Below are 26,962 nucleotides of genomic sequence, written 5' to 3' on the forward strand. Positions count from 1 at the left end.
GGTGGCTGCACCGACGCAATCGCGGCGGTCCGGCGTCCCGGTGAACCCGCTCCCACAAAGGGCTAAGCAATCAATCAGAACGCATAGGTTAACCGCGTGTAGTAATACCCCCCGGTAAAGCCATACGGCGAATACACCCCATAGCTCTTGGTCATGGTCTTGGTGCTCGGGTTCTGCCGCTGCGGGTAGATGTCGAACAGGTTCTTCGCGCCGATCGCCAGGTTGAGGTCCTTGGTCAGCTGGTAGCCCAGGTCCAGGTCGGTGATCCAGCGCGCCTTGTATACCCGGTCCAGCGAGCGGTCGTTGGCGTCGTTGACCTCGCGGTAGGCGCCATAGCGGGTCAGGCCGAGGGTGACGCTGTAGTCGTCGAACTTCCAGCTACCGCCGAGCAGCAGCTTGGTCTTGGGCTGCACGCCGGTGATCAGGTTGCGCGCCTCGCGGTCCATCAGTTCGTACTGTTTGCCGAGGATGCTGGTGCTTTCCTTATAGGAAAGGATCTCGGTCTCGTTCCAGTTCCACGCCGCAGTCCATTTCACGCTGCCGAGGCCGCCCAGGTCCTGGTCGTAGTTGCCCACCAGGTCGACGCCCTTGGTCCGGGTGTCGGCGCCGTTGGTGAAGTACTGGCCGCCGGAGGTCGAATCGATGCCGTTGGCGATCAGGGTCTGGGTCACTTCCGGGCCGAGCAGGGTGCCGGTCAGGGTGATGCGGTCGCGCACGTTGATCACGTAGGCATCGGCGGTGAACGACAGCCGGTCGCTGGGCTGGAAGGTCAGGCCGAGGCTGTAGTTGCTGGATTTCTCCGGCTTCAGCGCTTCGGCGCCGAGGGCCTTGGCCGCCGCCGAGTCCACCGGCAGCACGCCGTAGTTGATCGACTGGTAGACCCCGTCGACCACGCCGAAGGTGGTGGAGCGGGCGCTGAACAGGCTGTTGGCCAGGGACGGTGCGCGGAAACCGTTGCTCACCGTGGCCCGCACCGCCAGTTGCGGGGTGAACTCGTAGCGGGTGCTGAGCTTGCCGCTGCGGGTCGCGCCGATGCCCTGGTCGTAGTGCTCGTAGCGCAGGGCGGTGCCGACGTACCACTGCGGCAGCGGGTTGAAGCCCACGTCCACATAGCTGGCGACGCTGTTGCGGTGGGTCTTGTCGGTCTGGTCCGGCGAGATGCCGTTGGTGACCTGGGCCCCCGAGGACGCACATTGCCCAGGCGCCCGGCAGTAGCCACCATCGGCCCAGCTGGCCCAGTCGCCTTCCTCCACTTCATAGCCGTCGCGACGCTGTTCCAGGCCCCATGACAGGTCCAGCGGCTTGCTCAAGCCGACGTCGAAACCGCGGTGCAGATCGAGGTTGCTGGTCAGTTGCGTGGAGATCCAGGTGCCGGACTTGAAGTGGTTCGGCGTGGCCTCGCCGAGGGACGGGTTCTGGTTGTTCCAGGTGCCCTGCTCGGCGTCGTTGCGCCCGTAGGTGCTGGACAGGTCCCAATCCCATTCGCCAACCAGGCCCTTGGCGCCGAACGCGGCCTGGAAGTCCTGCTCCTCGATGTACCAGGTCGGTGTATAGCCGGACGGCCGTCCGTTAGGCCCGGTGGTGATGGTGTTGACGATGGTCGGCAGGCGGAAGTTCTGCCCTTGCTCGGCCTTGCGGTACGACCAGGTGCTGAAGGAGTACAGGCTGAGATCATCGTTGACCGGCAGCTCGGCGTTGTAGCCCAGGGTCAGCAGGTTGATCTTCGGCGTGCCGTAGCCGCCATAGGTGACCTTGCCGGCTTTCTCGTGGGCTTCGGCCTCGCTGTAGCCGTTGGCGCTGGCCTTGTTGTCGTCGTTCTGGCTGCGCACGTCCAGCGCCAGTTGCAGCACGCCGTCCTGGCCGATCTCGAAGCCCTTGTTCAGGCTTTGCTGCACCGTCTGTTTCTTGCCGTCGTAGCCCTGGCCGGCGTTGGTCACCGCGGTGCCGCTGGTATCGGCCTTGAGGATCACGTTGATCACCCCGGCGATGGCATCGGAGCCGTATTGTGCGGCGGCGCCGTCGCGCAGCACCTCGACATGGTCGATGGCGCTGATGGGGATCAGGTCGAGGTCGGCCGGGGCGGCGCCGGCGTTGATCCCGCTGATGTTCAGGGTGGCACTGGTGTGACGGCGCTTGCCGTTGACCAGCACCAGCACCTGGGCCGCGTTGAGCCCGCGCAGGTTCGGCGCACGGGCCATGCCGCTGGCGTCCCAGCCGGTTTTTTCCGGCAGGGTGAAGGAGGCCACGGTGGCGCTGAGCGCCTCCATCAGGCCGGGCTTGCCGGTGTCTTGCAGTTGCTGGGCGCTGATCACGTCGATGGGCGCCGGGCTGGTGGTCACGGTGCGTTTTTCGCTGCCGCGGCTACCGGTGACGATCACGGTTTCCAGGCGTGAGCCAGTGGCACCTTCGGCCTTTTCTTCGGCCTGGAGCAGCGGGGTGGCAAGGCTGGCGAGCAGGGCGGCACCCAACAGCGGGGTGCGCGCGGTCGCCGCCGGCCAGTAAGAGGAGCGGGCAGTATTCAAGGCGTGTTTCCTGTTGTGTTTTTTAGACCGGAAGGCGGACTCAGTTGGCCTTGGCGGCGATGGCTTCGATTTCCACCAGGGCGCCGGGCAGCGGCAGGGCCACCACCTGCAAGGCGGTGCGGGTCGGCTTGTTGGGTTGCTCGGCGGTGGCGAAGAACTTGGTATAGGCCGCCTGCAGGCCGGCGAAGTCGAGGTTGCCGCCCTTGTCCGGATCACCGACCAGGAACACCCGCAGCTGGACGATATCGCCCAGCCCCAGGCCCTGGGCCTTGAGGATCGCTTGCAGCTTGTTCAGCACCGAGAGGGTCTGGGTCTCGGTATTGCCGTAGGCGGCGATGCTGCCTTTCGGCGCCTTGGCATCGGCGACATCCGGCAGGGTGCCGCTGACGAAGGTCAGCCGGGCCGAGGCCGGCACGTTGACCACTTGCGAGATGGGGAAGTTGGAACCCGGCGGGTCGATGCGCTGGATGCTTTCGGCTTGGGCGGTATTCAGCGTCAGGCTCATCAGGGCTCCGAGGGTGAGGCTAGCGGTTTTGTTCATCGGACGTTCCTTGTCGTGGTTCAGGCGGCGGCGACGCCGGCATGGGTTTGCTTGGCATGCTGGGCGATCAGGCCGACCACCCGCCGCGCCGATTCGGCGGCGCTGTTCTGCCAGATGCCGACCCCGCCATGGGCCAGGGCATCGCTGGCCAGCCAGGTGCGGCCTTGCGGCTGGTTGAGGATGTCGTAGCCGGGCTGGGCCACTTCGTCGTGGAGGATCCAGGGTGCTTCGCTGAAGGGAATCTTCGACCAGTTGACCACTACGCCACGGCCGAGCTTGTGCGAATGCCCGGGGTGCAGGGATTCCACCGCGCTGCGCGAGGAGGCCAGTTGCGCATCCCAGGGCTTGGCCGCGAAGGCCTCGGCGACCTCGGTGGTGTTGTAGGTGGCGACCAGGATCCCCTGGGCGCTGTTCAAGCGATCGCTCGGGTACCAGAGGAAGCGCGCCTCATGGTTGATATAGGAGAGCCCGCCGTAGATCTGGTAGTCGGTTTCCCAGAAGCGCGGCGACTGCCAGGCCACCTTGTTGGCCTTGTCCGGCTTGGCCAGTTCCATGGCCTGCTTGAAGGCCGGGGTGAAGTTGCTGTCGAGCCGGCGCAGCAGCGGCAGGGGCAGGGCGACCACTGCGTAGTCGGCATCCTCGGTGTGCTGGCGGCCGCTCAGGCGGTCGCGCCAGACCACCCGGCTGCCACGGTCGGAGGTCTGGATCGACTGCACCTCGGCGTTGAGCTGCACCGCGTCCTTGACCTGGCGGTACAGGGCCTTGGGAATCTGGTCCATGCCGCCGACCGGCTGGAACATGGTCGAGGAGAACTCCGGAATCTCGTCGAACACCAGCGGCAGCAACAGGTTGCTGTCGAGCAGGCGGTCGAGTTCCAGCGGGGTGCGCTGGATCGGCGTCTGGTCGCCGGCGCCGGCGAAGCGGGTGTAGCCGGAGCGTACCGAACCGCGGTACTGGCGTTCTTCGTTGAGGTCGCCGTAGACCTTGAGGAAGTCCAGCAGCGCCTTGCGCTCGCCGGCATTCAGCTCCTGGTCGAGGCTGTTGCGCTGGACGCTGCGGGCGAGCAGTTCGCTCAGGTGCCCGCGGGTGTCGTTGACCGCCTGGCGCAGCAGCAGCGGCGGTTTGCTCAGGTCTGGCTGGGCCAGGGCATTGCGGCTGCTGTTGACCAGGACTTCCAGAGGCACGCCGAGTTCGCGGCAATAGCCGAGGATGGTCAGGTGATGGCTGGGCAGGCGCGCGGCACCGGCGTTGAAGAACAGGCCATCGTCGAACTGCACGGTCTGCCGGCTGCCGTCGTTGTGTTCGACGCGATCGCCGTTGCGCAGGGTCCAGACGCGGCCGCCGATACGGTCGCGGGCCTCCAGCAGCTTGACCTCGAAACCGGCCTTGCGCAGTTCGTAGGCCGAGACCAGGCCGCTGATGCCGCCGCCGACGATCAGCACGCGTTTGCCGTTGCCGGTGCGGCTGGCCAGGTTGAGGGGTTCGAAGGTGGCCGCCCGGGCATTGCCGGGCAGACCGAGGGCGGACAGGCCGCCGAGTGCCGCCGAATAGCCACCGATGGCGGCCAGGCGGGTTACCAGATCTCTACGGGTGAGCCCCATATCGCGTTCTCCATGAGCGAGCTTGGGATAGCGGCGTTCCGCGCAGGGCCGGAGGAGATCCCGCGACAGCGGGGGAAAAGCGGGGGCGGGCGACCCCTCTGGCGACGGCGGAAATCCATTTGCCTCCACCAGGTCGGGGGTCGGTAAAGCGAACATAAGCGTCTGAAACACGCTTGTGAAAGGCTTTTTGGTTCTAAGTTAATTATCAGAAAAATTAATAAAATCGATTCTCAACATGCAATCAGGCTATTTTCTGTCCGTCCAGTCGCTGCGCCGACACCGCGCCGAACAGCTCCACCGGCTCCTGCAGATTGCCCAGGTAGCGCGGATGGAACAGCCACAGGTCGACCTGGGGCTTGAAGTCGCTGACGTTGAGCACTTCCAGCTGGTCGCGGTGACGGCTGGCGGCGAGCAGCGGTTCCGGCACCAGGCCCAGGCCCTGGCCGTTGGCGACCAGGCCCAGTTGCAGCTCGGTGCCGAAGGTCTCCAGGTTGATCTGCAACGACAGCCCCTGCTCGCTCAGCGCCCGTTGCAGGCCGGCGCGGAAACCGCAGCCGTCAGGGTTCAGCACCCAGCCGCGCAGGTAGCAGTCCTTGAGCTTGTAGTTGCGCTTGGCCGCCGTACCCTTGGCCGCTACCACGCGCAACTGCATGCGACCGATGGAGCGGCTGGCGATGCCTTCGGGGAAGATCTTGCCGGTGGGGAAGAGCGCGGCGGCGGCGTCCAGGTCGCCGTTCTCCATGCGCGAGATCAGCGAACTGCCCCAGCCGCTGACCACCTGGGTGCGCAGGTCCGGATAGGCTTCGCGGATCTTCGCCAGGGCGTCGAGCAGGACCACGTCGCCGATGGTCTGTGGCACGCCGAGGCGCAGGGTACCGCTGGGGGCGCCGTCGCTGGCTACCAGCTCGCGCAGGGTATCGATCTCGCGCAGGATCGCCTTGCACTGCTCGTACACCCGCCAGCCCATGGGCGTCGGTTTCAGCGGCTTGGTATTGCGGTCGAGCAGGTTGGCGCCCAGGTCTTCCTCGAAATTCTGCACCCGCCGGGTGATCGCCGGCTGGGTCAACTGCAAGGCCTCGGCGGCCAGGTTGGTCGACTGGCAGCGGATGACCGCGACGAAAGCGTCCATGTCATCGATCTTCATATTCGCTTCTCACATAGTCTGAGGCGGGGAAATGTTTTCGGAGAATAATCCTTCTTGGCCGGTTTTGCAGGTGGGGGACGCGAAATGGGTCCGTGGGAGTCCACTTGGCCTTTCAGAGAACAGGTCAAGGGCAACGCGGCCCCTGTGGGAGCTGGCTTGCCAGCGAAGGCGGTAGTGAACTCAAAGACGTCATCGCTGGCAAGCCAGCTCCCACAGGGGACGCTCTAGATGTTTTTCACCAGAACTTCCACCAGGCGCCCTTGCCCAGGTGCTCGATCATCTTCAACTGCTCCCCCAGCACCGCGATCACCTGCTCGTTCAACGGTTTCTGCACCTGGTAGATCACCAGCGATTCGCTGAACGCCTTGTGCGCCGCCGCCAGGTTGTCCTGTTGCAGGTGGGCCAGGCCCAGCGAAGCCAGGCAGGCGCTGACCGGTTCCAGATCGTCGGGGGTGTCTTCGCGGTAGACCTGCACGGCCCGTTCGAGCATGCGTGCGGCTTCGCCGATGCGGCCCTGCTTCAGGTAGCAGTTGCCCAGGGTCTGCAGACTCTGGCCGACCAGTTGATGGCTGGGGGAGAAGAGGTTTTCGCGGGTGCTCAGCACTTCCAGGTACAGGGCTTCGGCTTCGGCATGCCGCTGCTGCTCCCAGCGCAGCCCGGCAAGACCGTCGCGCAGCAGGGCCAGGCTGGCCGGATCGAAGCCGTCGACCGCTTCGGCCAGGTTCAGCGCTTCATGGAAGCACTGCTCCGCCTTGTCCAGGTAACCGTGGGCTTTGTAATGCACGGCCTGGTCGTTGAGATCCATGACGCGTGCGTTATCGAGGGCGGTGCTGAGCATGGGACGTCCCTTGGGGAGCCTGGCGGCGGCCGTTATTTTTGTAGGAATGTGCGGATTTAAGGGGAGGATTCTGGCGTGGGTCAAGCAAATCCCGGCTTTTTTCGTGGCTTATTGACCTGGGTTCGCTGGAAGTTCTGGTTCAAATAGCCGAACAGACAGTATTCGCCCGGCGATCTGGCTAAAGGCCACTGCTCGCGGTAGTGTGTCGGCACATTTTTTCGGGCTCCAGGGACGGGATATGCGCTTATGGGTTGCCGATGGCATCGAACACATCGGCCTGTGCGAACAGGCCGGGTTCGATGCCGTGGTCCATGAGCGGGCCAACCTGGCCTGGCAGTCACGCCTCGATCTGCACGACGCCTGGCAGGCCGACGCCTTCGTCCAGCGTCATCTGCGCCATCGCTTGTTTGAAGTACGGGGATTGCTGGCCCGGCAAACCCTGCTGATCCACCGGCTCAGCGACGAACAGGTGCTGCGCCAGGTGGCCAACGAGTTGCAGTTCGGTACCTTGCGTGCCGATCTGTACGCCTGGCGACCGCAGGTGATTACCCGGGTGGCCGAGGCGGCGGTGGTCACCGTGGCGGCGCCGGTTGTGCAGCCAGTCGTGCAACCGGAGCGAGTCGAGGCAGTAGCGCCGCAGCCGGTGGTGGCCGTGGTGCCCGCGCCGGCGCCTGAAGCTGCCAGCGTCACGCCCTCGACAGCAGTGGCACAGGCCCAGGACACCCTGGCGTCGATGCTCGAACAGGCGGCACAGGAGGCCACGCCGTTATGCGAGGAATGCGAGCGGGCCAAGGCCGGCCAGGAAGTCGCTGTCGAGCCGGTTATCCTGTCAGCCGAGGTGCAGGCTACGCAGGATGCACAGGCCGCAGTGCTGGAGCAGGCGGCGCAGCAGGCCACACCTCTCTGCGAGGTGTGCGAGCAGGCCAGGGCTGAGCGGCCCGTCCCTGAACAGGACAACGGGCAACAAGCCATCGAAGAGGCACAGGGCGCGCAAGCGACCGTGCTGGAGCAGGCCGCCGACAGCGGTGCGCCTTTCTGTGAAATCTGCGAGCGCAAGGCATGAGCGAAAATCCTCCCCTTCCGATCACCCCGCAGCGGCTGGCCGACTTGCTTTGGCCCGATACCGATGCGACGGCGCACGAGCAGGTCTATGCCCTGCTCGATGGCGCCCGCGACCCGGCGATCCTTGCCTGGCTGGAGCGCAGCACGCTGGAGTGCCAGTGCCTGTATTCCGGGCCGTTGATCCCGCGTCTGAAAGCCGCTGCACCCTGGCTGGTCAAGTTGCCGGCGACTACCCCGACCAGCCTGGAACTGCTCGGGCTGGGCTGGGGCAAGGCCTGGGGCATCCTGCTCGTCGCACCGGCCGAACTGCCCATGGACAGCCTGCGGCGTCACTGCAAGAAATTCCTTCGGGTACGTACCGAGGACAAGCGCGTGCTGATGTTCCGCTTCTACGACCCGAGGGTGCTCTCGGTGTTTCTGCCCAGTGCCGATGCGGGGCAGTATCAGGCACTGCTGGGCCCGCTGCGGCGAATCATCGTCGAACGGGATGAAGGGGCTGACTGGCAGGTCTTCGAGCACGAGGGGCCGCGATGCTGGTGATCAACGCCGAGCAGTTGGGGCGGCTGGCCGAGGCTACCGACGAAGTCTTTCTAAAGGACGCTGCCGTACGGATCGCCGAGTATTGGCCGAAGCGCGCCGAACGGTTGGGGCCGCAAGCGTTGATGACGCGTTTGCGGGCGGTGCGCGGGGTCGCGCTGGGTCATGGCATCAAGGAGCGCCCGGACCTGCTGCGCCTGGCGAACATGGCCATGGCGCTGGAAGATGACCTGAGCGGCGCGGCGCTGGCCTGGGTGCACCCGCTGCTGGCGGATACCCGGCTGCGGCCGGGGGACCGGCTGGATGTGCTGGATGACAAGGTGCGCGAGTGGCTGCTGGAGCGGAGCATGGACATTTGAAGTTCGAACCGCAGGTCTTCGCGGTCGTGCCGCCAGTCGTCGCTCCTGCCGATGACGATGCCTTGGCATCCTATGCCGCGATGGACGAGTTATTGAGCACGCTGTCCTCGTCCACCGAGTTGGGGAGTCCGATACTGCCGTGCCAGCAGCCATGCATCGAAGTGACCGTCACCGATGAAGAGCATCTGCCGCTGTCCGCTGTGCCGTATCGCCTGTTGCTGGAGGAAGCGGTCCTGGCGGAGGGCACCCTGGATGACACGGGGTTTGTCTCCATCCCGGAGCAGGAATTGCCGCCAGGAGACTGGAACATCGAAATCAGCTTGCAACGCAATGAATCGACCTGGGTAGTGGAGCGCGCCGATATCCACTTGATCCAGGCGTTGCCCGTTGCCGACGAAGAAGAGGGTGAGGCACCCATCGAGACACGGCGCTGGTTGCCGTTCATGGATGCACCGTACGACTGGGACTGAAATCAGAAGCTGATGGTTGCCCGAACCGGTAGGTGATCGCTGAGCCCCTTGCCCTTGGTCGTGCGAATACAGTGGAACAGGCGTTTGAAGGTTTGCGCTGGTATCGGGCCGGGCTTGAGCAGCAAGTGCTCGTCCAGCACATCCTTGACCAGGTTGATCACGTTTGCGTTGCTGCTGGTGCTGAGGCCCTTGGCCAGGATGTTGTCGTAGGCATGCGAGAGATAGTCATCGAGGCTGGCATCACCGGCTTTCAGGCTGGAGCGCTGCCCGCTTGCCACCAGTGTCATGCCCAGGCCGGCGAGGGTGGTGCCGTCTTCGGTATGGCCGTCCAGGAAGCAATCGGTATCCGTGGCCGGAACGCTGCACAGGTTCAGGTCGCCAAGGTAAACCACCTTGGTGTTGCCGGTGACGGCAAGGTGCTTACCGACTTCCTGTACACCCTGGTTGGCTTTGCCGTTCTTGCCCGAGCCATAGTCCGGACTTGGTGCATGCTGGGCGATCAAATGAATGTCGATGGACGTGTTGGCGATGGTGAAGGTGACATGGAAAGGACAGCTCTCCCGAACACCCTTGATTTTCCAGTTGGGCACCGTCGTGGTGGCGTTCGTCAACAGGGCGTGGCCGCCTGTCTTGAGCTTGACCACCGAGTCGCGATAGAACACCAGCAAGGTTTCACCGCCGCTTTTGCCGCTGTAGATGCACAGCGCTGGAACCATCTTCCAGTCTTTACCTTTCGCCCGGCCATTGAGTATGCCCAGCAGTTGCGTGCCTCCGGTCACGCCGCTGCCCGCAGCAACCGTGCCGACGTTCTGCTTGCCGGTCACGGGTTCGACGATCACGAAGATGTCGCAGTTGGCATCGGCATTGACTGCTTTCGGGTGAACCACTTCCATGACCCGGTCGATGCGTTCCTGTTTGCTGAATACGCCGCTGGTGCCTGCGGCGAAACGCAGGATGTTCCAGCTGATGATGCGAATGTCGGTCATGGCGTGCTCTCCACTGGAGGGTTTAGTTCGAATCCGGAGTCGTCGCTGGCGAACATCTGCCACGCGCCGCTCGAGGCGTGCACACGCAGCGCGAACTGGTCCAGGGGCTGAAACAGGCGAAACGGCAGGGTAACGTTGAAGTGCTTGGCGAACGCCGGAATGTCGAAGACGTTGATTGGCCGCAGATTAATGACCAGGCTGCTGTCCGGCTCGAAGTAGCCCTCGCATGGGCAGTCGTAGACCCGCATTCTCAGTTGCGACTCATGGTAGATGTTACGCAGTCCGGAATCGTGTGGCTGGCCGATGCCGATCCTGAAGAACGAGCGCTCATAGGCGAAGTTCGTGCTGGTGCCAATGGTCGGTGTTCCCCGGAAGGCCAGGGCGACGTCGGTCATCCCCCCCGTGGTCAGCGAAATGCCGAATTGCAGATGGAGCAGTTGCGGTTGGTTCAATGACTGGTAGATCTCCGCGGTGACGCCTTTGCAACGCCATTCATTGCCGCCCATCAGCTGGTCGAAGCTGGCAAGGTCCTCCAGGTCGGGAAAGGCCTGCTCGCTGCTCAGGTAGAAATCGTTTTCCAGGGCAGGGAGTCCGCCGCTTGCGGATTCGGCGCCGTAGCCCGACGGCGGCTCGAAGCGCAAGGAGTTATCCAGGTAGAGATGCCAGCGCAGGGTGCATTCGTCATCGCCCAACTGGCTGTAGTAGGGGCGATTGTCGGCCCCCAGGCCGAAGAGGTAGCAAGTGCTGTGGGACACCTCCTCGATGATTTGCGTGTTGACCAGAAGCACGCAGCTCGACAGGCTGAACTCGGCGAACTGCAGATTGAAAGGCGTGGAGCGCCAGCGGCCGCTGTCCGCTTTTTCGCAGATCAACGTCAGTGGCATCTCTGATTTCACGGCCTTTTGCAGATTGGGCCCGAAGCTGAAACCCAGGTAATGATGTTCGCCAACGAGGATGGGCGAGGCAGATTCCGTTGCCAGTGCCGACTCCGTGGTGGTGATCATTCGCGCGGTGCCCTCCAGGCACAGGCTGCGTAGGCCTGCGTCCAGCGAACGGTCCTTGTTGACCGCCATGAAGGGCAGCAGAGCGGGGTGGTTTTCCGGATTAGTGATGTTGCTGACGTGGCTTTCCAGCCCTACCCGCCAGCCTTCCTGGGTCTGGGTGAACCACACGGCGACGTCGAGTTTCGATTCATCCTCGAACTCGGCCTCGATAAACACGGTGTTATCGAAGCTCGACTCCAGCGCTTGCCTGTACTTCACCGAACGTTTCAGTCCCCGTGATTTCACCGTTGCGTGGAGATGTTTGCGCGCCTTCAGGTGCTTGATTGCAAGCACTGTTTCTCCGCTACTTTCGGCTTTGCCCAGGGCCAGCAGCTTTTTTTCCCAGGCGAGGCGCTGCTTTGCGTACTTGAGCCGCTTGGGGGAGCCGATATAGATGCTTTCATCTGCGTGGGCCGAGTCGAGTTTCCAACGCTTGAGCTTGTAGATGCTGTTGGGGCGCCACAGCACGGACAGGCGTGACAATTCTTCCAGCCCGTCCCGGCTGCCTGATTTGCGTATGCCCCAGGCAGGATCGTACTCGTCTTGCAGGAGGCGGTAGAGAGTTGGCATCAGGACTTCGTCTGGCTGAAGGGTGTGGCGAGGGTGGGGATCTGCGTGATGGGCATCGGGTTCCTCCTGGAGGTGGCGGCACCCTGCCATCATTCACTGTTCAGTGAGCGCTGGGAAGAGGGCAAGCCGCGAAGGGGCGGCTTGCCCTCCTTCGCGGTTTGCGCCTGTCCTTGATTCACCCGGCCAGGTTTTGGCTCAGCTTGCCTGCAATACCGTCCACCCACTGCCGCTGATACGCCGTCAACGACGTGTTCGGCTGCTGCAAGCGAACGAACTCCAGCATCGGATCCTCGACCCCGGTCCTCACCCCAGCCAGCTCCTCGATCGCCGCCAGCCCGCAGAACGGCACGTAGGCCTCCGAATATCCCCCTTCATGCACCAGCACCAGCCGCCCGTGGCACAGGCGTTCGGCGGCTTCGCGCAGCAGCCGGGTCATCTCGCGGAACGAATCGCTGTGCAGCAGCATCCGCGCCAGCGGGTCCACGGCGTTGGCGTCGTAGCCGCAGGCGACGATGATCAGCTCCGGTTCGAAGCGCTCCAGTGCCGGCACGACAATGCGCTGCATCGCATGCAGGTAGGCGTCGTGCCCGCTGCCCGGCGGCAAGGGGATATTGATGTTCGCCCCCAGCCCGGCACCGCGTCCGCGATCCTCCTCGCCGCTGTAGCCGGCCGGGAAGCAGCCATCCTGATGCAGGGAGATGGTCAGCACATCGGCACGCTCTTCGAAGATCGACTGGGTGCCGTTGCCGTGGTGCACGTCCCAGTCGATCACCGCGACCTTGCCCAGGCCACGCCCGGCCTTGGCCGCCTCGATGGCGATGGCGATATTGGCGAGAAAGCAGAAGCCCATGGCGCCATCGGCCAGGCAGTGGTGTCCCGGCGGGCGCGACAGGGAATAGGCGTTGTCCACCTCGCCAGCCAGCACCGCATCCACCGCGGCCATGGCCAGGCCGGCAGACAGTTTGGCGATTTCGTAGCTGCCCGGTCCGATCGGGGCGTGAGGGCCCAGTTCGCCGCCGCCGGCATCGCTGAGGGCCTTGAAGCGTTGCAGGTAACCTGGCGTGTGCACCCGCAGCAGGTCTTCGTCGCTGGCCGGCGCGGCACTGCGTACCTGCATCTGGCGGGTCAGGCCGGAGACATCCAGCAGGCTTTTCAGGCGTCGCTTGGTTTCCGGCGATTCGGCGTGGCCGGCGGCAGCGGGGGGCTGCACCCAGCCGCCCACCGGCAGGGTCAGGGCATGCAGGCCGGCGCTGTGCCAGAGGCTCAGTTCATCGAAGAAGAAGGCAGTGTTTCGGCTCATGGTGATTCCGTTTTCCAGGGTAGAGAAGATTGCTCAGGCGCCGTGACGGCAGCCGAGGATCAGCAACAGCGAGGTGAAGGTCAGGGCCGCGGCGGCGATCAGCAGCGACTGGAAGCCACCGCTGCTTTCGATCAGGCGTCCGGCGATCGCCGGGCCGATGGCCAGGCCGCCACCGATCACCAGGTTGGAGGCGTTCATCAGGCGTCCGGAGCGGTCGAGGTCGGCCAGGCAGGCAAGGATCAACGGCAGGATGAAGGTCCAGGTGAACTTGAACGCCAGCGCCGCCAGGGCCAGGCGCGCCAGGGCGGGGGTGCCGAGCAGCAACAGCACTGCGCCGACCATCAGGCCATAGCCCAGCAGCAACAGCAGGCTGCGGGGCAGGCGCTCGCCGATCAGCGAGGCGCAGCCGGCGCCAACGATGCCCATCAGGGTGGCGATCGCCAGCACCTCGCCGCTGGCGTCGGCGGCGATGCCGGCCGCCGCGCTGATCGCGCCGATGAAGGTCCAGACGCCGCTGAGGCTGATGTAGAAGGTGAGGATGCCGAGGATGCCCAGGGTCACTTTCCATTTCGCGGCCGCGGGTACGGATTGCCGTTCTGTTTCGGCGCCCGGGGCGCCTTCGGGGAAACAGCGCGCCAGGGGCAGGAACAGCGCCATCAGTATCGCCAGCAGCAGATAGCAGGCGGCCAGCCCATACCGTTCGAACAGTCCCGGCAGCACGCTCAGTCCCAGTGCCCCGACCACCAGCTGACCCATCACCCACAGCCCGTAGACCCGGCTCGGATTGGCCGTGGAGGCCGCGCTGGACAGGCACACGATCATCAGCGAGCCCCCGGCCAGGGCGCTGACGAAGCGCAGGGCGAGCAGGGCGGAATAGCTGCTCGCCCAGATCGACAGCAGGTTGGCGGCGATGAACAGCATTCCCGCCAGCAGCGCCGCGCGACGCCAGTCGACGCGCTTGAGCCAGTAGAAGGCGGGCAGGGTGGCCAGGCTCATGGCGCCCAGTTCGACGGAAAACAGGTCGCCGATCTGCGAGGGCGTCAGGTTCCACTGCGTGGCCAGTTGTGCAGCCACCGCCGGAGCGGTCATCAGGATGGTCGGGGTGATCGCGGCGAACAACACGATGGCGGCCAGCAGGCCCAGGTTCGAAGTGGCGAGGGTGCGTCCGGCAGAGAGATCTTTGCTAGTCATGGATTGCTCCGCCTCAGAACACATGGACCAGACGCAGCAGGGCGTCGGTGCCGTGGTAGCCGTTATCGGTGGCGACGTTCTGCGACAGGCTGAACATCAGCTGGTTCTGCCGGTCGAGCCAGTGGCCGACTTCGAAGCCGACCTGGGTGTAGCGCTTGTGGGTGTCGTCGATGCGCTGGTCGTTGATCTTCAGTTCGCCGCCGTCGGCGTGGATCAGGCGCAGGGCGCCATAGGTGGCGGGGGTGAAGTCGTAGGAGGCGAAGGCTTGCAGGCGGTACAGCGGGTCCTGCTTGAGTTCGGCGCCGAAGTAGTCGTCGTTCTTGCCGTAGAGCTGGGCTTCGAGGTTGGCTTCCAGCACCCACTTGTCGCCGATGCCCTGGGTGTAGTTGTAAACGAAGGTGGTGCCCCAGCGATTGGCGCCCGGCGATACGTCCGGGTTCTGCCCGTGGTACTCGCCCACCGGCAGGGTGACCAGGGTCAGCAGGCCGCTGTAGGTGCGGCTGGCCGCGTCGTTGATGAAGAACAGCGTGCCGCCTACCTGCGGGTCGCCGAAGCCGCTTTCGCCGGTGTGCCGGCTGGCGCCGGGCAGGCGTGCGTCGATATCGGCGAAGGGCACGATGAACTGCGGGGTGCACAGGGTGCCGCAGAGGTCGGTGAAGAACACCTGGCGGTAGGCCACGGCATTGACCTTCAGCTCGGCCTTGCCGGTGCTGTCGGCGGCGCCGTGGAAGTCGCTGGCGCGGGTCGCCGGCAGGTACAGCACGCCAAGGCTGGTACCGGCCGGGGCGCCGAAGAAGTCGCGGGCGTTAAGGTCGGCGGCCTGGGCGTGCAGGCTCGACAAGCCGCCGGCCAGGGCCAGGGCGCGGATCAGGGTGTGGGTCATGGGCGTTGCGTCTCTTCGTTATGGTTGTTGGTTGGCAAATCGCAGGCAAGGCCGGGCCGTCACCGGCGCGAGCGTCGGTGTGGCGGTGGCTATGGGGCAGCGCCGGGGGTCAGCCGGGCGGGGTATGCAGCAGATGGGCGATGCGGGTCTTATCGTTGACCCCGAGCTTGTGATAGATGGCGCGAATATGGTGGCGCACGGTATTCGGCGACATGCCCAGGTCGCGGGCGATTTCCTTGTAGGTCTTGCCTTCGCCGAAGCCCTGGGCGACATCGTTTTCCCGCGGGCTCAACTGCGCCAGCGGGGTGCGTGCGCGGGCAGCGAGAAGAAACAGATCGCCCACGGCCGAGGCTTCGATCTGCAGGTGCTTGCCGTCGTGGCCGTCGGCATCCAGCGTCAGCGGCAGCAGCGGGCCGCTCCAGTCCGGCCACTCCGTCAGCAGCAGGTCGACGAAACCGCGTTCGGCGCAATGCAGGGTGCCGCGCTGGTCGCACACCGCCAGGGCCAGGTTGTGCGACGGGCTGAGGGATTCGCGCTTGGTCACCAGGGTGCGGATATGGTTGGCCGACACCGCCGCCACCAGGTGCAGCATGGCGTTGTCGAGGATCAACCGGTCCTGTTCGCTGAAGCGCGGCGCATCGGGGGCGCGGTACAGGGCCAGATGGTCGCTGAGCTGGGTACGCGGATCGACGTGCACCACGCACAGCAGCTCGCCGATGCCATGGCGCTGGCCCAGCCAGTTGAGGCCGGGTCCGTTGGCCGGGTCGGCCATATCGATGATCACCGACTGTCCCGGCCGGGCGTGGACCCGGCCCACGGTCACGTCGATATGGCGAATGGATTGCCAGTCCGCCAGGTAGCTCGGCGGCAGGTTGTGCAGATAGGAACTGTGCTCCTCGGGCAGACCGTCGATCAGCGCCGCGCGTCCCCACCAGGCGCTGGCGAAGGGCAATACCTGGCCGATGCAGGCCAGGGCTGGCGAGTGGAAGCCCTCGATATCCTGGTTCTGCGCCAGGCGCTGAAGCTCCAGGCTCATGCTGCTGAAGGCTTGCAGCAGGCGGTCGGGACTGTATTCGTGCCGGGACATGGGCAACTACCTCTGTGCGACTGTTGTTATTGGTTTCGTCAGGGGTTGGACAAGGGCCGGAGCGGGCAGGGCCTTGGAGAAGAGTGTCGGGGCAATGGCGCCGGATCACTATCCTACAGATGCAGGAGGGGGAGCGGTGGTGGTGTGATGACTGGTCGATGCATGCGGAGTTTCCTTGCCGCGCCTAATCCTCGCCCAAGGCTCTAGGGAAAGCCCTTACGCCACTAAAGGTTAAGCCGCAGCAGACGATTATTGAGTCAACTGCAGATCCGGTGGTCATATGACTGACCCTTGATCTACCTGACTCATTCGTTTCCCGGAATCCGTTCATGCCAACCGTTTCGCGGGCGTTCGCCAGCGCCCTGATCACCGCCCTGGGGGGCGCCCAGCCTGCCGTTCGCGACCTTTGCCAGCGCCTGGCCGCGCCCTTGCTGGAGCCTGGTGCGCCGGCCTTCATTCCATTGGCCAGCCTCGATGGCGTGTTCGAGCAGGCCTGCCTGCTCAGCGGCGACCCGGGCATCGGCTTGCGCGCCTTCGAATATGCCCATCCGTCCAACCTCGGCCCGCTGGGCTATGCGGTGATGTCCAGTCCGAGCATCAAGAGCGTGCTGGTCAGCCTGGCCGAGCACCATCATCTGGTCGGCACCGGCTTTTGCCTGTTCGTCGAGGAGCGCAGCGACGGCGTGCGCCTGGTCGGGGTCCCTACCGGCACCGCGCAGCGGGCCTTGTCGCGGGTGTTCATCGACGCGGTGGCGGCGATTACCGTCGGCCTGCTGTGCTGGCTGGTGCCGGGGCGGGCGATTCGGCCGCTGCGCGCGGAACTGAGCTATCCGCGCTGTGACGCCAGCGCCAGTGTCGAGCGGGTCTACGGCAGCGACATCCATTACGGCGCGGCGCAGAACGCGCTGCTGTTCAGCCATGCCGATGCCGCCCTGGCGGTGGCCAGCCACGACCCGGCATTGCATGCGGTGCACAGTGATTACCTGGCGCGCTGGCAGGCCCAGGTCGGCGGCGATCGCCTTAGCCTGAAGGTGCGCGGGGTGATCAGCGAGCAACTGAGCCAGGGGCGACCGGTGACCCTGGCCGGTGTTGCCGAGGTATTGGCCTTGAGCGGTCAGCGCCTGAGTCGCGGCCTGGAAGCCGAGGGCCACAGCTTCCTGCGCCTGCTCGACGAGGTCAGGCTGCGTGACAGCCATCGCCTGCTGCGCAACAGCAACCTGAGTTTCAAGCAGATCGCCTATCAGGTCGGCTTTCGCCATCAGAGCGCGTTCAACAAGGCCTGCGAGCGCTGGTTCGGCATGGGCCCCGGGCGCTACCGCGAAGAGGGTTGAGCGGCTTTCGTTTATCCGCCGGGGCCTTTCATTTATCCCGGTGACTCCCTGGCCGGGATGTCTGGAAAAAAGCCGCCAAACTGATACGCACACGTTTGCGCCGCTGTCGAGGGACCTTCTACCCGCATGTCACGAATCACCTGTTCCAACCGTTATTGCCTGATTCTCGGCGCTGCGGCGCTGTTGGCGCCGGCGCCCGTCCTGGGGCCGGCCAGCGTGCTGGGGGGCGCTGCTGCCGTCCTGCTGGCGCTGTGCCTGAGTCAGCGTGCCCGCCTGCGTCGCTATCGGCAGCAGACCCGGGCGCTGCGTCGGCAAGCCCTGACCCGGCAGCGCGAGGTCAACCACAAGCTGGGACTGATACGCGAAGAGCTGGCCCACCTCGGCGAGCTGGCGACCCAGATCGGTGCGCTGAGCATTGACTGCGACACAGCCCTGCAACAACAGCAGCGCAAGCTCGACCGCGCGCTGACGGCGTTTGCCCAGATCAAGGTCGAGGGCCGTCAGTTGGCCGATGACGCGCGCCAGGTCGGCAGCGAATCCCGGCAGTCGATGAAGCTCGCGCTGAAAGGGCAGGCGGGGCTCAGTGCCACCCTGATGGCCTTCCGCAGTGTCGACCAGAGCGCCTTGGCGGCGCAGGCCACTCTCGGCCATGAGGTGCGGGTACTGGTGCGCCAGGGCCGCGATCAGACCTACGACGCCAACCTCGCCCTGGCCGGCATCAGTGCCGCGGCCGGCAGCATCGAAGAGCGCGGCATATCCATTGCAGTGGCCTGCGAAGCGCAGGAGCGCGGCGTACAGGACCTCGATGACGCGCTGGGCGAAGTCCAGCGCCTGGGTTTCACCTCGGGCTGGCGCTCGCGCCAGGTCCGGGCGGCCAGCGAAGCGTTGCTGCAGGAAGCCGCGCGGCTGGATGAACGACTGCGGGATTGCCCGTGGACACAAGACCTTCAACAGGATGCCGGAGGTACGGATGCTGCTGTTCAAGACCCTGATCGGTCGTTACCACGCGTTGATCAAGTCCCTGGCCCGGGAGCCGAATCCCGCTGATGCCGAGTCGGCCCGGGAGATGGTCGAGGCCTTGCGCCAACTGGCGGCGGAGGCCGACCGGCTGGAGGCGCAATTGCGCCAGATGACCGAGAAACGCCAGGCGCGCGTGCGGCCGTCGGGGCCTCCGGTGTTGCGCCTGGTGCAGACGCAAGCCCTTCCGGAAAAACCTGAATCGATAAACAGATATGAATCCTAACTATATTTCTGTTCTGTTTTTCTGAGATTTTTAAACGTAGAAACCCAGTAATGTCTCGTTAATTTGGATTCATAAGTGTATGTTTGCGGGCGCAGGCGCGCCTGCCATCACTTATTACAAGAACGAGGCATTTCATGTCCGGGTTGAGAACACTGCGCATCAGTTCCCGTGTCACCTTGCTGGTGGCGTGCATTTCCCTGTTTGTCCTGTGCCTGAGCGGTTGGCTCGGGCTGACCCTGCAACGCAGCCTGCTGGCGGAGAAGATGGCCGGGGTCGGCACCGCGCTGAACACCGCATCGAACATCCTCGCCCACTACCAGCGCCAGGCCAGCGAGGGCCATCTGCCCCTGCCAGAGGCGCAGCGCCAGGCGTTGCAGGCGGTCAGCACCATTCGCTACCTGGGCGACAACTACCTGCTGGTGATCGACCTCGACCACCGCATGCTCATGCACCCCACAGCGCCGGGCCTGGTGGGCAAGCAACTGGCGGACTTCAAGGACGTCAACGGCAAGCCGTTCTCCCGCGAGATGATCGAAACCGCCCGCACCCAGGGGCGCGGCACGGTGGACTACTGGTTCCCCCGGGCCAGTGGCGGACAGCCGGAGTACAAGGTCTCCGAGGTGCTGCTGTTCAAGCCCTGGGGCTGGGTCCTGGCCAGCGGCATTCATCCGCAGGACGTGCAGGACGAGGTCAACCAGGTGCTGCGCTGGCCGGCGATCGTCGTCGGCCTGGCCTTGCTGGTGCTGATCCTGTTCGCCTGGCTGCTGGTGCGCAGCATCACCCGCCCGCTCAATGACACGGTGGATGCCCTGGCCCGCGCCACCCAGGGCCATACCGACCTGACCCTGCGCCTGCCGGTGGACGGCAACGATGAACTGAGCCAGGTCTCGCGCAGTTTCAACAGCCTGGTGCTGGCCGCCCATGACGTCACTGCCAACGTGGTCGAGGCCAGCCAGGCGATTGCCCGGGCCAGCGACGAGCTTGGCCAGATCACCCGCGCGGCGCAGGACAACATGGCGGCGCAGCAGCAGGAAACCGACAGCGTGGTGGCGGCCATGACCGAGATGGTCAGTACGGTGCAGGAGGTGGCGCAGAATGCCGGCGTCGCTGCCCGTGCCACCGAGGACGCCGAACGCCAGGCCAGCGCCGGGCGCGGCACGGTCGACGAGACGGTCAGTGCCATTGGCGCGCTGGCGGAGGGGTTGCAGGAAAGCCGGCGGGTGGTGGATCAACTGGCGACCGACTCGGGCAGCGTGGCCCAGGTACTGGATGTGATCACCGCCATCGCCGAGCAGACCAACCTGCTGGCGCTGAATGCCGCCATCGAAGCGGCCCGGGCCGGGGATCACGGACGTGGTTTCGCCGTGGTTGCCGATGAGGTGCGCAGCCTGGCGATGCGTACCCAGCAGTCGACCCTGGAGATCCAGCAGATCATCAACCGGGTGCAGGCCGGGGCGGGGCAGGCCGCGCAGCAGATCGGTCACAACGTCGCCGCCGCGCAGCACCCGGTGGAGGCGTCGGCCCGGGCCGGGCAGGCGCTGGAACTGATCACCGTGTCGGCGGGCACGGTCAGCCAGATGGCCCTGCAGATCGCCAGTGCCTCCGAGCAGCAGGCGGCCACGGCGGACGAGATCAACCGCAGCATCACCCGCATCCATGACGCTGCCTCCACCGGCACCCGCACCCTGCGCCAGACCGGCGAAGCGTGCGAGGGGTTGAAGCAGGTGTCGCGGCAGTTGCAGGAGCAGGTGGCGAAGGTGGTGATCTGAAGCGATTGTGTTGTTGCTGATGGCCTCATCGCCGGCAACGCCGGCTCCCACAGGTTCCGGGCCAGCCGCATGATCCAGGCCCGACACGGAAACCTGTGGGAGCTGGCATTGCCAGCGATAGGGCCGGCAAGAACAGCACAAAGCGGAAAAGATGTGTAGATACCCATGCAGCGATGAGGCCATCGGCGACACCCCCTCAGGCAATCACCCCCATATACTCCCGCGCCAAGCCCAGATACCCCTCGGCCTGGCTGTACCTGGCTACCAACTCGGCAGGCTTGAGCTGGTGATCGCTGGCCAGCCCGCGCTGGGCACGCAAGGTGTCGTAGGTGGCCTTGATCGCGGCGAAACAGGCTGCATGCCCGTCCACCACGATACGCACGCCAAGCCTGGCCAGACGTTGCTCGTCCCAGTGCTGAGCACCGCCGTAGGTGACCATCATCAACGGCACCCTGAGCCCCTCGGCGATGGCTTCGAGCTGCTCGAAGTCGCGCACCCCGACCAGGCAGACGGCATCCGCCCCGGCGGCTTGATAGGCCTGGGTACGCTGGACCACCTGGGCCAATGACTGCACCCCGGCATGGGTGCGGGCGATCAGGGCCAGGCTGCGGTCGTGGCGCGCCCGTTGCGCAGCGCGCAGTTTGCCGACGGCTTCCTCGACACTGATCAGCTCCGATAGCGGCTCCTCGAACCGGGCCGGCAGCAGGGTGTCTTCCAGGGTCAGGGCCGCGACCCCGGCCCGCTCCAGCTCGGCGACGCAGCGCATCGCATTGAGGGCATTGCCATAGCCGTGGTCGGCATCGGCGATCACTGGCAGGCGCGCGACCCGGCCGATACGGGTCGCCTGTTCGACGAACTCACCCAGGGTCAGCAGGGCGATATCCGGGGCGCCGAGCACCTGCAACGAGGCCACCGAACCGCCGAGGATGCCCACCTCGAAACCGAGGTCGGCGGCAATGCGTGCGCTGAGGGGATCGAACACCGAGGCGGTGCGAACGCAGGCCTGGCCGGCGAGCAGGCCACGGAAGGTCTCGCGCAGTGCGTGATGACTGGCTGGATACATGGCGATCTCTCGTTGTTGCAGAAGGAGGGAGCAGCCAGCCGGGGCTGCGTGGGCCCCGGCCGGCTGCGGTGTTACTTGATGAAGCGCACCTGGGCGTTGATCTTCTCGATCACCGAACCCTTGCGCTCGTTGAAGCGCTTTTTGTTCTGCTCGAACAGGTTGTTGCCCTTGGTATCGATGGAGATGATCAGCGGGCCGAACTCGCGCACGCGGTTGACCCACAGGGTCTCGGGCATGCCCAGATCCTGCCATTCGGCGCGTTCGATCTCTTCCACCTTGGTTGCCGCCAGCACCGCGCAGCCACCGGGGAACACCGCGTGCACCGCTTTGTTCTCCAGGCAGCCGGTGGTGGTTTCCGGGCCCATGCCGCCCTTGCCGACGATCAGCTTGACCCCGGTCTGCTCGATGAACTCCTTCTCGAACTTTTCCATGCGCATGCTGGTGGTCGGGCCGATGGAGACCATCTCGAAGCTGCCGTCGTCCTTCTTCTTGACGATGGGACCGGCGTGGAAGATCGCCCCACCGCGCAGGTCCACCGGCAGTTCGCGACCCAGTTCGATCAGGCGTCGGTGGGCGACGTCGCGGCAGGTGACCAGCTGGCCGGTGAGGTAGACCACGTCGCCGACATTCAGGCTGGCCAGGTCTTCGTCTTTGATCGGGGTGCTGAGGATCTTTTTCACAGGACTACACCTTCATGGGAAAGGATGTCGTAGGACAGGTCGGCGTTGATGCGGATCTTGCCGCGGCGGTGGGCCCAGCAGCCGGTGGACACGGCGACGCCGATGGTCGAGGGGTGGCGGGCCGAGGACTCGATGTTGACCCCCATCACGCTGCTGTTGCCGGTCAGGCCCTGGGGCCCGATGCCGATCTCGTTGAGGCCTTCTTCCAGCAGCTTCTCCATCAAGGCGGCGCTTTCGTTGGGGTGGCTGGAATCCACTTCACGCAGGATTGCCCGCTTCGACAGGCGTGCGGCGGTTTCCACCGAGGTGGACACGCCGACCCCGACCAGCAGCGGCGGGCAGGCGTTGACCCCGCGCGAGGTGATCACGTCGAAGACGAACTCGGTCACGCCTTCGTAGCCCTGGCCTGGCATCAGCACCTTGGCCGAGCCGGGCAGGGTGCAGCCGCCGCCGGCCATGTACACGTCGACGATGGCGTGGTCGGCATCGGGGATGATTTCCCAGTCCAGCCACGGGATCTTCGAGCCGGTGTTGGTCCCGGTGTTCTTCTCGACGAAGGTTTCCACGGCGTTGTGCCGCAGCGGGCCCTGAATGGTCGCCTCCTTGGTGGCGTTCTCAAGGATGCTCTCCATCTCGCCGAGCAGCGGGAAGCGCGCGCCGGCCGAGATGAAGTACTGGATCACCCCGGTGTCCTGGCAGCTCGGGCGGTTGAGCTTGTCGGCGTAGTCCTGGTTCTCGGCCATGGAGTCGTACACGGCGATGGCCAGGGGGTTGGTTTCCGCGGCGCGGAGCTTGGCGGTCTTGGCCTTGACGTCCTTGGGCAGGCGCTTGCCGATATAGGCGGTGAATTTCGCCAGGGTATCGGTCAGCGACTGGACGGCGGCTTCTCGTTCAACGTTTTCCACGTTTGTTCTCCTTACTGCATCACAAGGCGGGTTTCCGGGCAGCGGCGCTCAGGCGCCGCTGACGCTGGTTGCCGGTTTCACGGTTGGGTTGGCTGAGCCTGTGGGAGCGGGTTTACCCGCGATTGCGTCGGTGAACCCACCGTCCTCATCGCGGGTGAGCCCGCTCCCACAGGCGACGGGGCCGTCAAGGACCCGGTTCAACTGGGCGATATCCAGAGCACCGACCCACTTGGCGATGGCCAGGGTGCCGACGGCGTTGCCGATGGTGTTGGTGATGGCGCGGGCCTCGGACATGAAGCGGTCGACGCCGAGCAGCAGGACCATGCCGGCTACCGGGATGCTGCCCAGGGAGGCGAGGGTCGCGGCCAGGGTGATGAAGCCGGAGCCGGTGACCCCGGCCGAGCCCTTGGAGGTCAGCAACAGCACGCCGAGGACGATCAACTGGTCGGTCAGGCTCAGTGGCGTGTTGGTGGCCTGGGCGATGAAGATCGCCGCCATGGTGTAGTAGATGCACTGGCCGTCGGGGTTGAAGGTCAGCCCGGAGGGGATCACCAGGCCCACTACCGGCTTGGACACGCCTGCCTTTTCCAGCTTGCCCATCAGTTGCGGCACCACCGATTCCGAGGAGCTGGTGCCGAGCACGGTGAACAGCTCTTCCTTCAGGTACTTGAGGAACTTCCACAGGCTGAAGCCGGACAGCCGCGCGACGAAGCCGAGCACGATCACCACAAACAGGAAGCAGGTGACGTACATGGTCGCCATCAGCTTGCCCAGCGATACGATCGAGCCCAGGCCGTACTTGCCGACGGTAAAGGCCATGGCCCCGCAGGCCGCCAGCGGGGCGACGCGCATGACCAGGCCGACGATATGGAACATGCCGTGGGAGAAGCTTTCCAGCACATCCACCACCGGCTTGCCGCGCTCGCCCAGGTGGGCCAGGGCGATGCCCAGCAGGGTCGAGAACAGCAGGATCGGCAGGATCTCGTTCTTGGCGAAGGCGTCGGTGACGCTGGCCGGGATGATATGCAGGAGGAAGTCGGTGAAGCTGCCGGAGCCGGCCGCTGCCGCCGAGGTGTAGCTGGCGATGCTCTTGGTATCCAGGGTCGCCGGGTCGACGTTCATGCCCTGGCCGGGCTGGACCAGGTTGACCACTATCAGGCCGAGGACCAGGGCGAAGGTGGAGAGGATTTCGAAGTAGATCAGCGCCCGCGCACCGACCCGGCCCAGCTCCTTCATGTTTTCCATCTTGGCGATGCCGAGCACCACCGTGGCGAAGATGATCGGGGCGAAGACCATCTTGATCAGTTTGATGAAGGCGTCGCCGAGGGGTTTGAGATCGACCCCGACCTCGGGCCAGAACACCCCGAGGGCGATACCGATGCTGACGCCGATCAGAACCTGCACATACAACTTGCCTAGAACTTTCATGGCCGTTTTTCTCCGCTTTATTGTTGTGAGTCGGATTTTTTCTTGTCGGCCGGGCCTGTCTCTCGGCCGCGATCAGGCAAATCGCGGCGTCGGGATAGCCCAGATTTCGTGTGGGTAATCACGGGAGGGAAAGTTAAAGGTTTTTCTGAAATGTGGTAATACAATGAAATTCACTTCATTGTTTACTTGAGGTTACTAATGAGCCCGGTCTCGGAATTGGCCTTCTTCATCCAGTTGGTGCGCCTCGGCAGCCTGGCCGCGACGGCGCGGGAGCTGAACCTGACCCCGCCGGCAGTCTCCAAGCGCCTGGCGCAGTTGGAGCAACGGCTCGGGGTGCGCCTGCTCAATCGCACCACCCGCAGCATCAGCCTCACCGCCGAAGGCGATCTGTACCTGGTCAATGCCCAGCGCATCCTTGGCGAGATCGAGGAGATGGAGCGCCAGGTCTCCAGCAGCCGGGCCGAGCCCAAGGGCCTGTTGCGGGTCAATGCGCCGCTGGGCTTCGGGCGTACCCATGTCGGGCCGGCGGTTTCTTCCTTCGTGCAGCGGCACCCGGAAGTGGAAGTGCAACTGCAACTCACCGACCGGCCGATCAACCTGCCGGACGATGCCATCGATGTCGCCATCCGTTTCGGCGACCTGCCGGATTCGCGGCTGATCGCCCGCAAGATCGCCAGCAACCGCCGACGCCTGTGTGCCACCCCGGCTTATCTGGAGCGCTGCGGCCATCCGCAGGCGCCGAAGGACCTGGCGCAACACAACTGCATCGTGCTGCGCCAGAACGACCTCGCCTTTGGCGTCTGGCGCTTCAGTCGTGGCAAGCAGTCGGAGTCGGTGAAGGTGCATGGCGGGCTCAGTACCAACGACGGCGAAGTGGCGTTGAACTGGGCGCTGGACGGCCACGGCATCCTGATGCGCGCCGAATGGAACCTGGCCCGCTATCTGCGCTCCGGCGAACTGGTGGAGGTGCTGGGTGACTACGAAACGCCGCCGGCGGATATCTATGCGGTGTACCTGGAGCGGCTGAATCTTTCGGCCAAGGTGTCGTTCTTCATCGAGCACTTGCGCGAGTTCTTCCAGCGTGAAGCCTGGAAGTAGGAAAAATATGCTCCGGGGGCAGGAAAATCCTCGCCAGGGGTTTTCCGGGGCTAGGGTAAGGTGACGGGTCAAATGTCCTATTTCTGCTGCGGGACGGAGCCGGCAGCCAGCCAGGAGAAGTTCACGTGGCTTCCTACACCCTGCGACAACTCAAGTACTTCGTCACCACGGTCGAGGCCGGCAGCGTTGCCGAGGCCTCGCGCCAGCTGTACATCGCCCAGCCGTCGATTTCCACGGCGATCAAGAGTCTGGAAGAAAGCTTCGGCGTGCAGCTGTTCATCCGTCACCACGCCCAGGGTGTGTCGCTGACGCCCAGTGGCAAGCGTTTCTACGCCAAGACCAAGTCGCTGCTGCAGATGGCCCGGGAATTCGAGCAGAACGCCCTGGCCGACAACGACACCGTGGCCGGGCAGATCGACATCGGCGTGTTCGAAACCGTCGCGCCGCTTTATCTGCCGCGGCTGATCGCCGGTTTTCGCGAGCGTTACCCGGGGGTGGATATCCGCCTGCGGGACGGCGAGCAGCAGGAACTGATCCAGGGCCTGACGTCTGGCGCGTTCGACCTGGCGTTTCTCTATGACCACTACCTGGACAACACCATCGAGACCGAGCCGCTGATGCCGCCGCAGAAGCCCTATGTGCTGCTGCCGCACAAGCACCGCTTCGCCGGCCAGCGTCAGGTATCGCTGCGTGATTTGTGCCCGGAACCGATGATCCTGCTCGACGTCGCGCCAAGCCGGACCTATTTCGTCAGCCTGTTCAACGACCTCGGGTTGACCCCGAACATCGTCTTCAGCTCGCCATCGATCGAAATGGTGCGTGGGATGGTGGGGCAGGGCTTCGGCTTCTCGCTGCTGGTCACCCGGCCGAACTCGGAATGCACCTACGACGGGCAGAAGGTGGTGGCGGTGGACATTGCCGAACCGGTGGAACTGTCCGGGCTGGTCACGGCGAAGCTCAAGCGGGTGCAGTTGACCCGGCCGGCGCAGTTGTTCGTGGATTTCTGTCGGGAGGAATTGTCGGGGCGTTCATAAAGAACTGTGGGAGCTGGCAAGCCAGCTCCCACAGGTTCTTGTGCCTGGCCTGAATCCAGCGGCCGACCGGGATCCTTGTGGGAGCCGGCCTTGCCGGCGATGAGGCCATCAGCCTCGACGTTGATCTTGCTGGTCGGGCTGTTCTTGCCGGCCTCATCGCTGGCAAGCCAGCTCCCACAGGTTCCTGTGTCGAGCCGGGATCCTGTGGCCGGCCCGGAACCCTGTGGGAGCCGGCCTTGCCGGCGATGAGGCCATCAGCCTCGACGTTGATCTTGCT

25 protein-coding genes are annotated in these 26,962 nt (G+C 64.9%); 10 read left to right on the plus strand and 15 right to left on the minus strand.

The features are described from left to right. Positions 1 to 74: 74 nt before the first annotated feature. The 5 genes from ACODSK_RS27380 to ACODSK_RS27400 all read right to left on the minus strand — a co-directional run bounded on the left by ACODSK_RS27380 (position 75) and on the right by ACODSK_RS27400 (position 6,646). A complete protein-coding gene (locus tag ACODSK_RS27380; protein WP_489020552.1) occupies positions 75 to 2,432 on the minus strand; it encodes a TonB-dependent receptor plug domain-containing protein in 2,358 nt (785 codons plus the stop codon). A gap of 130 nt (positions 2,433 to 2,562) precedes the next feature. Continuing rightward, positions 2,563 to 3,063 carry a RidA family protein gene (locus ACODSK_RS27385; protein ID WP_489020505.1) on the minus strand — a complete coding sequence of 167 codons (501 nt, stop codon included), beginning with the start codon at positions 3,061 to 3,063 and terminating at the stop codon, positions 2,563 to 2,565. Between the two features lie 20 nt (positions 3,064 to 3,083). After that, the gene (locus ACODSK_RS27390) at positions 3,084 to 4,664 is read right to left on the minus strand and encodes a flavin monoamine oxidase family protein (RefSeq protein WP_489020507.1); all 1,581 of its coding nucleotides are present in this window, start codon (positions 4,662 to 4,664) and stop codon (positions 3,084 to 3,086) included. 241 nt (positions 4,665 to 4,905) lie between these two features. Beyond that, positions 4,906 to 5,808, minus strand: a complete 903-nt coding sequence (locus tag ACODSK_RS27395) for a LysR family transcriptional regulator (RefSeq protein ID WP_489020509.1) — start codon at positions 5,806 to 5,808, stop codon at positions 4,906 to 4,908. A gap of 235 nt (positions 5,809 to 6,043) precedes the next feature. Continuing rightward, positions 6,044 to 6,646, minus strand: a complete 603-nt coding sequence (locus ACODSK_RS27400; RefSeq protein WP_489020511.1) for a tetratricopeptide repeat protein — start codon at positions 6,644 to 6,646, stop codon at positions 6,044 to 6,046. 238 nt (positions 6,647 to 6,884) lie between these two features. Between ACODSK_RS27400 and ACODSK_RS27405 the strand changes: the two genes are divergently transcribed. Genes ACODSK_RS27405 through ACODSK_RS27420 form a run of 4 tightly spaced genes read left to right on the plus strand, consistent with a single transcriptional unit; the run spans position 6,885 to position 9,074 of the window. Beyond that, on the plus strand, positions 6,885 to 7,709 hold the full coding sequence (locus ACODSK_RS27405; protein ID WP_489020513.1) for a hypothetical protein: 825 nt from the start codon (positions 6,885 to 6,887) through the stop codon (positions 7,707 to 7,709). Next, a complete protein-coding gene (locus ACODSK_RS27410; RefSeq protein ID WP_489020515.1) occupies positions 7,706 to 8,248 on the plus strand; it encodes a DUF4123 domain-containing protein in 543 nt (180 codons plus the stop codon). The genes ACODSK_RS27405 and ACODSK_RS27410 overlap by 4 nt, the downstream gene beginning before the upstream one ends. Next, on the plus strand, positions 8,239 to 8,604 hold the full coding sequence (locus tag ACODSK_RS27415; RefSeq protein ID WP_489020517.1) for a hypothetical protein: 366 nt from the start codon (positions 8,239 to 8,241) through the stop codon (positions 8,602 to 8,604). The genes ACODSK_RS27410 and ACODSK_RS27415 overlap by 10 nt, the downstream gene beginning before the upstream one ends. Then, positions 8,601 to 9,074 carry a hypothetical protein gene (locus ACODSK_RS27420; protein WP_489020519.1) on the plus strand — a complete coding sequence of 158 codons (474 nt, stop codon included), beginning with the start codon at positions 8,601 to 8,603 and terminating at the stop codon, positions 9,072 to 9,074. The genes ACODSK_RS27415 and ACODSK_RS27420 overlap by 4 nt, the downstream gene beginning before the upstream one ends. Positions 9,075 to 9,076: 2 nt before the next feature. On the opposite strand, the gene ACODSK_RS27425 is transcribed toward ACODSK_RS27420, so the two are convergent. The 6 genes from ACODSK_RS27425 to ACODSK_RS27450 all read right to left on the minus strand — a co-directional run bounded on the left by ACODSK_RS27425 (position 9,077) and on the right by ACODSK_RS27450 (position 16,134). Beyond that, complete coding sequence (locus ACODSK_RS27425; protein ID WP_489020521.1) at positions 9,077 to 10,060, minus strand: exonuclease/endonuclease/phosphatase family protein; 984 nt, start codon at positions 10,058 to 10,060, stop codon at positions 9,077 to 9,079. Next, positions 10,057 to 11,673, minus strand: coding sequence for a hypothetical protein (locus ACODSK_RS27430; protein ID WP_489020523.1), 1,617 nt, complete (start codon positions 11,671 to 11,673; stop codon positions 10,057 to 10,059). Before ACODSK_RS27430 ends, ACODSK_RS27425 begins: the two co-directional genes overlap by 4 nt. 175 nt (positions 11,674 to 11,848) lie before the next feature. After that, positions 11,849 to 12,973: a class II histone deacetylase gene (locus tag ACODSK_RS27435; protein ID WP_489020525.1), complete on the minus strand. Its 1,125-nt coding sequence runs from the start codon at positions 12,971 to 12,973 to the stop codon at positions 11,849 to 11,851. Positions 12,974 to 13,006: 33 nt separating this feature from the next. Further along, a complete protein-coding gene (locus ACODSK_RS27440; RefSeq protein ID WP_489020527.1) occupies positions 13,007 to 14,164 on the minus strand; it encodes an MFS transporter in 1,158 nt (385 codons plus the stop codon). Between the two features lie 13 nt (positions 14,165 to 14,177). Beyond that, positions 14,178 to 15,047 (minus strand): transporter, encoded by an 870-nt coding sequence (locus ACODSK_RS27445; RefSeq protein ID WP_489020529.1) that lies wholly within the window; start codon positions 15,045 to 15,047, stop codon positions 14,178 to 14,180. 109 nt (positions 15,048 to 15,156) lie between these two features. Next, positions 15,157 to 16,134 (minus strand): helix-turn-helix transcriptional regulator, encoded by a 978-nt coding sequence (locus ACODSK_RS27450; protein ID WP_489020531.1) that lies wholly within the window; start codon positions 16,132 to 16,134, stop codon positions 15,157 to 15,159. Positions 16,135 to 16,463: 329 nt separating this feature from the next. On the opposite strand from ACODSK_RS27450, the gene ACODSK_RS27455 reads away from it, so the two are divergent. The 4 genes from ACODSK_RS27455 to ACODSK_RS27470 all read left to right on the plus strand — a co-directional run bounded on the left by ACODSK_RS27455 (position 16,464) and on the right by ACODSK_RS27470 (position 20,477). Continuing rightward, positions 16,464 to 17,465 carry an AraC family transcriptional regulator gene (locus ACODSK_RS27455; protein ID WP_489020533.1) on the plus strand — a complete coding sequence of 334 codons (1,002 nt, stop codon included), beginning with the start codon at positions 16,464 to 16,466 and terminating at the stop codon, positions 17,463 to 17,465. A gap of 126 nt (positions 17,466 to 17,591) precedes the next feature. After that, entirely contained in the window at positions 17,592 to 18,512 is a 921-nt protein-coding gene (locus ACODSK_RS27460) for a hypothetical protein (RefSeq protein ID WP_489020535.1), read from the plus strand. Then, a complete protein-coding gene (locus ACODSK_RS27465; RefSeq protein WP_489020537.1) occupies positions 18,436 to 18,708 on the plus strand; it encodes a hypothetical protein in 273 nt (90 codons plus the stop codon). Before ACODSK_RS27460 ends, ACODSK_RS27465 begins: the two co-directional genes overlap by 77 nt. A 134-nt stretch (positions 18,709 to 18,842) precedes the next feature. Further along, on the plus strand, positions 18,843 to 20,477 hold the full coding sequence (locus ACODSK_RS27470) for a methyl-accepting chemotaxis protein (protein WP_489020538.1): 1,635 nt from the start codon (positions 18,843 to 18,845) through the stop codon (positions 20,475 to 20,477). 196 nt (positions 20,478 to 20,673) lie between these two features. Here the strand turns inward: ACODSK_RS27470 and ACODSK_RS27475 are convergent, their stop codons facing one another. From ACODSK_RS27475 to ACODSK_RS27490, 4 genes are all read right to left on the minus strand, one after another. Further along, positions 20,674 to 21,540: an isocitrate lyase/PEP mutase family protein gene (locus tag ACODSK_RS27475; protein WP_489020540.1), complete on the minus strand. Its 867-nt coding sequence runs from the start codon at positions 21,538 to 21,540 to the stop codon at positions 20,674 to 20,676. A 71-nt stretch (positions 21,541 to 21,611) separates the two neighbouring features. Next, entirely contained in the window at positions 21,612 to 22,220 is a 609-nt protein-coding gene (gene ttdB, locus ACODSK_RS27480) for a L(+)-tartrate dehydratase subunit beta (RefSeq protein WP_489020542.1), read from the minus strand. Next, positions 22,217 to 23,125: a L(+)-tartrate dehydratase subunit alpha gene (ttdA, locus tag ACODSK_RS27485; protein WP_489020544.1), complete on the minus strand. Its 909-nt coding sequence runs from the start codon at positions 23,123 to 23,125 to the stop codon at positions 22,217 to 22,219. Before ttdA ends, ttdB begins: the two co-directional genes overlap by 4 nt. 48 nt (positions 23,126 to 23,173) lie before the next feature. Further along, positions 23,174 to 24,553, minus strand: a complete 1,380-nt coding sequence (locus tag ACODSK_RS27490) for a dicarboxylate/amino acid:cation symporter (RefSeq protein WP_489020546.1) — start codon at positions 24,551 to 24,553, stop codon at positions 23,174 to 23,176. A 198-nt stretch (positions 24,554 to 24,751) separates the two neighbouring features. Here ACODSK_RS27490 and ACODSK_RS27495 point away from each other — a divergent pair, with 198 nt between their 5' ends. Together ACODSK_RS27495 and ACODSK_RS27500 are read left to right on the plus strand one after the other, a co-directional pair. Beyond that, complete coding sequence (locus tag ACODSK_RS27495; protein WP_489020548.1) at positions 24,752 to 25,651, plus strand: LysR family transcriptional regulator; 900 nt, start codon at positions 24,752 to 24,754, stop codon at positions 25,649 to 25,651. 125 nt (positions 25,652 to 25,776) lie between these two features. Next, positions 25,777 to 26,685, plus strand: a complete 909-nt coding sequence (locus ACODSK_RS27500; protein WP_489020550.1) for a LysR family transcriptional regulator — start codon at positions 25,777 to 25,779, stop codon at positions 26,683 to 26,685. Positions 26,686 to 26,962 lie beyond the last annotated feature (277 nt).

Source organism: Pseudomonas sp. FG98, from assembly GCF_057808595.1.